Genomic DNA, 381 nt, shown 5'->3' with positions numbered 1-381 from the left:
ACAACTACGACACGGTGTCGGAGACCGGCGGCGTCCCCGGTACCCTCGATGCCATGAGGCGGCTCTGGACTCCGGCGTGGATCGCGCGCCACGTGGCCATGGTCGTGCTGGTCGTGGGCTTCCTCGGGCTGGGTTGGTGGCAGATCAGCCGGGCCGCCGCCGGCAACAGCCTGAGCTGGGGGTACGCGGTCGAGTGGCCGATCTTCGCCGGTTTCGTGGTCTACGTCTGGTGGCGTGAGGTGAAGTTGGCCCGCCGCAGGATGGCGGAGGCCGACGCACCGCCCGCGGACCCGGCCGTCGAGCCGGCGCCGGCGGTCACCACCGGGTCCCGACCGGCGGTACGCCGACCGGTGCGGGTGTCCCGGGTGCCGGCCACCGGTG

1 pseudogene is annotated in these 381 nt (G+C 73.2%); it reads left to right on the top strand.

Going from position 1 to position 381, the window contains the following annotated elements:
• Positions 1-53 precede the first annotated feature (53 nt).
• A pseudogene (locus KBX53_RS35985) lies at positions 54-381 on the top strand (hypothetical protein); the annotation flags it as partial.

This window comes from Micromonospora sp. M51 (assembly GCF_018070305.1).
Taxonomy (GTDB): domain Bacteria; phylum Actinomycetota; class Actinomycetes; order Mycobacteriales; family Micromonosporaceae; genus Micromonospora; species Micromonospora parva.
The sequence above is the reverse complement of the archived record's forward strand: the minus strand, read 5'-3'. Positions and strand labels throughout refer to the sequence as shown.